Origin of the sequence: Rhizobacter sp. (assembly GCF_035702065.1) — a bacterium.
Lineage (GTDB): Bacteria > Pseudomonadota > Gammaproteobacteria > Burkholderiales > Burkholderiaceae_C > Rhizobacter.
The window spans coordinates 1-4,720 of the sequence record NZ_DASSRA010000380.1; the positions used below are offsets into that span (position 1 = coordinate 1).

Consider the following 4,720-nt stretch of genomic DNA (forward strand, 5'->3'; position numbering starts at 1 on the left):
CCAGCTCATCGCCGAACGCCGTGAAAAGCTCGCCGCGATCCGCAAACAGGGCGTGGCCTTCCCCAACGACTTCAAGCCCAAGGACCATGCGTTGGAGCTGGTGCGCAAGCACGGCGCACTCGACAACGAGACGCTGGAGCCGCAGGGCATCCAGGTCAGCGTGGCCGGCCGGCTGATGCTCAAGCGCGTGATGGGCAAGGCGAGCTTCGGCACCCTGCAAGACAGCACCGGCCGAATCCAGCTCTTCGTCACCAAGGACGCGCTGGGCGAAGAGGTTTACAACGCCTTCAAGCACTGGGACCTGGGCGACATCCTGGGGGCCCAGGGCACGCTCTTCAAGACCAAGACCGGCGAGCTCTCGGTGCGCGTGACCACGCTGCGGCTCTTGACCAAGAGCCTGCGCCCGCTGCCGGACAAGTTCCACGGGATGACCGACCAGGAGCAGAAGTACCGCCAGCGCTACGTCGACCTCATCACCGACGAAGACGCCCGTGTGCGCTTTGTCGCGCGCAGCAAGGCCATCGCGTCGATCCGCCAGTTCATGGTGGAGCACCACTTCATGGAAGTGGAGACGCCGATGCTGCACCCCATCCCCGGCGGTGCCAATGCCAAGCCCTTCGTCACCCACCACAACGCGTTGGATCAGGACATGTTCCTGCGCATCGCGCCCGAGCTTTACCTCAAGCGCCTGATCGTGGGCGGCTTCGAGCGCGTGTTCGAGATCAACCGCAGCTTCCGCAACGAAGGCATCAGCGTCCGGCACAACCCGGAGTTCACGATGATGGAGTTCTACGCGGCCTACTGGAACCACCACGACCTGATGGACTACACCGAGCAGGTGCTGCGCCACGCCGCACGCTGCGCCACCGGTTCGGCGGTGCTCAACTACGGCGGCAAGACGGTCGACCTCGACAAGCCCTTCCGCCGGCTGACAGTGCGCGATTCGCTGGTCGCTTTCGCCGGCCTGAGCGAGGCCGAAGCGTCCGATGCCGAACTGCTGCGCAGCCGCATCCTCGCCGCCGGCGAGAAGGCGCCCGCGCACTGGAAGCTGCCCGAGCTGCAGTTCGGCCTGTTCGAGGCGGTGGTCGAAGACAAGCTCTGGGACCCCACTTTCATCATCGACTACCCGGTCGAGGTCTCGCCACTGGCCCGCGCCTCGGATACCAACCCGGCCATCACCGAGCGCTTCGAGCTCTTCATCACCGGCCGCGAGTACGCCAATGGCTTCTCCGAACTGAACGACGCCGAGGACCAGGCAGCCCGCTTCATGGCACAGGCCGCCAACAAGGAAGCCGGCGACGAAGAGGCGATGTACTACGACGCCGACTTCATCCGCGCGCTCGAATACGGCATGCCCCCCACCGGCGGCTGCGGCATCGGCCTGGACCGGCTGATGATGCTCATCACCGACAGCCCCAGCATCCGCGACGTGATCCTGTTCCCGTCGCTGCGCAAGGAAGGCTGACGCTCCACCATGTCGCCTGATCGACGCCGGCGGGTCGAGCGCCGGGCCGCTCCCAAGCCGGCCCGCATCCCCTTGGGGGATCGGCCGGCGTACTCGTCGGGCGAGGGGCTGACATGACTTCACGGCTGTCGACTCTCCCCGAGATCGAAGCCGCCGTGTGGCACGAGCTGAGCCGCGTTCCCGCCGACAAGCAGCACCCCTGGCGCACCCCGGTGCTGGCCACCACCGATGGCGAGATGGGCGATGCGCGCACAGTGGTTCTGCGCGAAGTCAGCAGCGACGAGAAACGGCTCACCCTCTACACCGACCAGCGCAGCGCCAAGGTCGCCCAGCTGGGCCGGCACCCCGTCGGCACCCTGGTGATGTGGTCACCCAGCCTGAGTTGGCAGCTGCGCTGCCGGGTCGAGGTGAGCCTGGAAACCTCGGGGCTGGCCGTCTCGTCGCGCTGGGCACGGATCAAGCTCTCACCGGGGGCGCAAGACTATCTGTCACCCTTGGCACCGGGTTCACCCCTGGACCACGCGCCCGGACTCACCGGGCACGGCCGTGGCGCCTTGCCGTATTTCGCAGTCATGGAAGCCCAGGTGCTGAGCATCGACTGGCTCGAACTGCACGCCGAAGGCCACCGGCGCGCGCTGTTCGACGGCCGGGAAGCACGCTGGCTTCAGCCCTGAGGCCGGTTCGTCACTCTTCGCTGATGACCTCGACCACCGGCTTCTCGGTGCCACCCATCACGCCGAAGATGTGCGCGTAGATGAACACGTTGACGTAGAACAGCACGAACACCATCGAGATGCGGAACACCTTCACCGCCAGGCGGCGCCAGTCGGAGTTATCCAGTGCGACGAAGAGCCCCCAGAAGGCACCGCTGGCGGCGAGCAGCAAACCGGCGATGCCGAGCACGATCCAGGTGAAGATGAGCATGCGTTCAGGGGGTTGACGAAGGCGGAACCTTAACACTGCCTGGCAGGCCCGAGCATCGGGCGTGCGCCCGATACAACGGCCTGCCCGTCACCTGCTACCAGGCCGGCGCCAGCTCGGCGAGGCCGGCAGGTGCCTGGCGTTCGTCTTCGAAGGTGACGATGTCGTAGGCGGCTTCGTCGGCCAGCACGGCGCGCAGCAGCTTGTTGTTGAGCGCGTGGCCCGACTTGTAGCCCACATAGGCGGCGATCAGCGGGTGGCCGAGCACGTGCATGTCGCCGATGGCGTCGAGGATCTTGTGCTTCACGAATTCGTCGTCGTAGCGCAGGCCGTCGCTGTTGAGCACGCGGTAGTCGTCGACCACGATCACGTTGTCCATGCTGCCGCCCAGGCCCAGGCCGCGCGAACGCATCATTTCCACGTCTTTGGTGAAGCCGAAGGTGCGGGCACGGGCGATGTCGCGCTTGTACAAACCGGAGCCCATGTCGAAGGTGACCTGCTGCCCGGTCTGGTTGACCGCCGGATGGTTGAAGTCGATCTCGAAGGTGAGCTTGTAGCCGTCGTAGGGTTCCAGGCGCGCCCACTTGAGCGTGTTGCCCTCGCCTTCGCGCACCTCCACCGGCTTCTTGATGCGCAAAAAGCGCTTGGGCGCCTTCTGCACCTCGATGCCGGCGCTTTGCAGCAAGAACACGAACGAGGCGGCCGAGCCGTCGAGGATGGGCACCTCTTCGTTGGTGATGTCGACCACCAGGTTGTCCAGCCCCAGGCCGGCGCAGGCCGATAGAAGGTGTTCGATGGTGTTGACCTTGGGCGCGCCCGGGTCGCCCTTCGGTGAGATGGTGGTGGCCATGCGCGTATCGCACACCGCCAGCGTGTTGACCGGGATGTCGACCGGCACCGGCAGGTCGACGCGGCGGAACATGATCCCGCTGTCGGCGGCCGCCGGGCGCAGCGTCAGCTCGACCCGCTGGCCACCGTGCACGCCCACGCCCACGGCGCGGGTGATCGATTTGAGGGTGCGTTGAGCAAGCATGGGCATGATTTTAAGGACCTCCCAAACAGCAACACACAAATTCGGCCAAATGCCGCGATAGCGAAGACTCACCGCCCGCAACTGCGGATGCAGAAGCGAAGCGACTGCGAGATCAAGCCACCCCGGAGGATCCGGCTTTGCCGGTCCTCACGGGGGCGCCCCTCGGGGGCTTCGCCCGGACATGAACAGTCCTGAGGACTGTTCATGCCTGGCGAAGAGCTGGGCCTCTGGCCCAGCGCGGCCTGCAAGGCGGCAGCGAGAGCGACTGGGGGCCGAGTCAGTCTGCTTGCTTGCGCAGGAACGCGGGAATCTCGATCTCGTCCATGCCATTGCTGGCCAGGGCATCCACCTTGGCCGCCGCCGTGCGGCCATTGCGCCACACGCTCGGTACTGTCATGTTGGCGTAGTCGTGTCCGGCCGGGCCCGCATGCACCGGCTGGGTCAGCACCGGGATGTTGTCGGTGCCAGTGCGCTGGGCCACCGCGGTGTGCACCACGGTCATCGGCGCCTGCTGCTGGCGCTTGACGGGCGACAGGCCGGTGGCGATCACCGTCACGCGCAGCTGGTCACCCAGGCTTTCGTCGTAGGCGGTGCCGTAGATCACGTGCGCATCGTCGGCCGCGTAGCGGCGGATGGTGTTCATCGCGTTGCGGCTCTCGCTCAGCTTGAACGTGCTGCGCCCGGCGGCGATCAGCACCAGCACGCCGCGCGCGCCGGAGAGGTCGATGCCTTCCAGCAGCGGGCAGGCCACGGCGCCTTCGGCCGCCTTGTTGGCACGGTCGGGGCCGGTGGCCATGGCGGTGCCCATCATCGCCTTGCCGGGCTCGCTCATCACCGTCTTCACGTCTTCGAAGTCGACGTTCACCAGGCCCGGGATGTGGATGATGTCGCTGATGCCGCCCACGGCGTTCTTCAGCACGTCGTTGGCGTGCGCGAAAGCCTGGTCCTGCGTCACGTCGTCGCCCAGCACGTCGAGCAGCTTGTCGTTGAGGATGACGATCAGCGAATCGACGTTCGCTTCCAGCTCGGCCAGGCCGGCGTCGGCAGCCTTCATGCGGCGGTTGCCTTCGAAGTCGAAGGGCTTGGTCACCACGCCCACGGTCAGGATGCCCATTTCCTTGGCCACGCGCGCGATCACCGGCGCGGCGCCGGTGCCGGTGCCGCCGCCCATGCCGGCGGTGATGAAGAGCATGTTCGAGCCCTTGATCGAGTCGCGGATGCGGTCGACGGCTTCTTCAGCGGCGGCGCGGCCGGCTTCCGGCTTGGCGCCGGCGCCCAGGCCCGTGCTGCCCAGCTGGATC

The 4,720-nt window shown here is 66.6% G+C and carries 5 protein-coding genes; 2 read left to right on the forward strand and 3 right to left on the reverse strand.

What is annotated here, in order from left to right; all coding sequences use genetic code 11:
- Positions 1 to 1,465: lysine--tRNA ligase (gene lysS / locus VFL64_RS16750; protein WP_489541515.1), on the forward strand; the 1,465-nt coding region annotated here is incomplete at its 5' end.
- 113 nt (positions 1,466 to 1,578) lie between these two features.
- The gene (locus tag VFL64_RS16755) at positions 1,579 to 2,139 is read left to right on the forward strand and encodes a pyridoxamine 5'-phosphate oxidase (protein ID WP_489541516.1); all 561 of its coding nucleotides are present in this window, start codon (positions 1,579 to 1,581) and stop codon (positions 2,137 to 2,139) included.
- A gap of 10 nt (positions 2,140 to 2,149) precedes the next feature.
- Here the strand turns inward: VFL64_RS16755 and VFL64_RS16760 are convergent, their stop codons facing one another.
- The 3 genes from VFL64_RS16760 to ftsZ all read right to left on the reverse strand — a co-directional run.
- Positions 2,150 to 2,389, reverse strand: coding sequence for a hypothetical protein (locus VFL64_RS16760; protein WP_489541517.1), 240 nt, complete (start codon positions 2,387 to 2,389; stop codon positions 2,150 to 2,152).
- Between the two features lie 94 nt (positions 2,390 to 2,483).
- Entirely contained in the window at positions 2,484 to 3,419 is a 936-nt protein-coding gene (gene lpxC / locus VFL64_RS16765; protein WP_489541518.1) for a UDP-3-O-acyl-N-acetylglucosamine deacetylase, read from the reverse strand.
- A 277-nt stretch (positions 3,420 to 3,696) separates the two neighbouring features.
- On the reverse strand, positions 3,697 to 4,720 hold a 1,024-nt coding region (gene ftsZ, locus VFL64_RS16770; RefSeq protein ID WP_489541519.1), incomplete at its 5' end, for a cell division protein FtsZ.

What these genes read in the sequence shown, in the direction of transcription:
- VFL64_RS16755 (WP_489541516.1), top strand. Translation starts at nt 1,579, where the DNA reads ATGACTTCACGGCTGTCGACTCTCCCCGAGATCGAAGCCGCCGTGTGG.
- VFL64_RS16760 (WP_489541517.1), bottom strand. Translation starts at nt 2,389, where the DNA reads ATGCTCATCTTCACCTGGATCGTGCTCGGCATCGCCGGTTTGCTGCTC.
- lpxC (WP_489541518.1), bottom strand. Translation starts at nt 3,419, where the DNA reads ATGCTTGCTCAACGCACCCTCAAATCGATCACCCGCGCCGTGGGCGTG.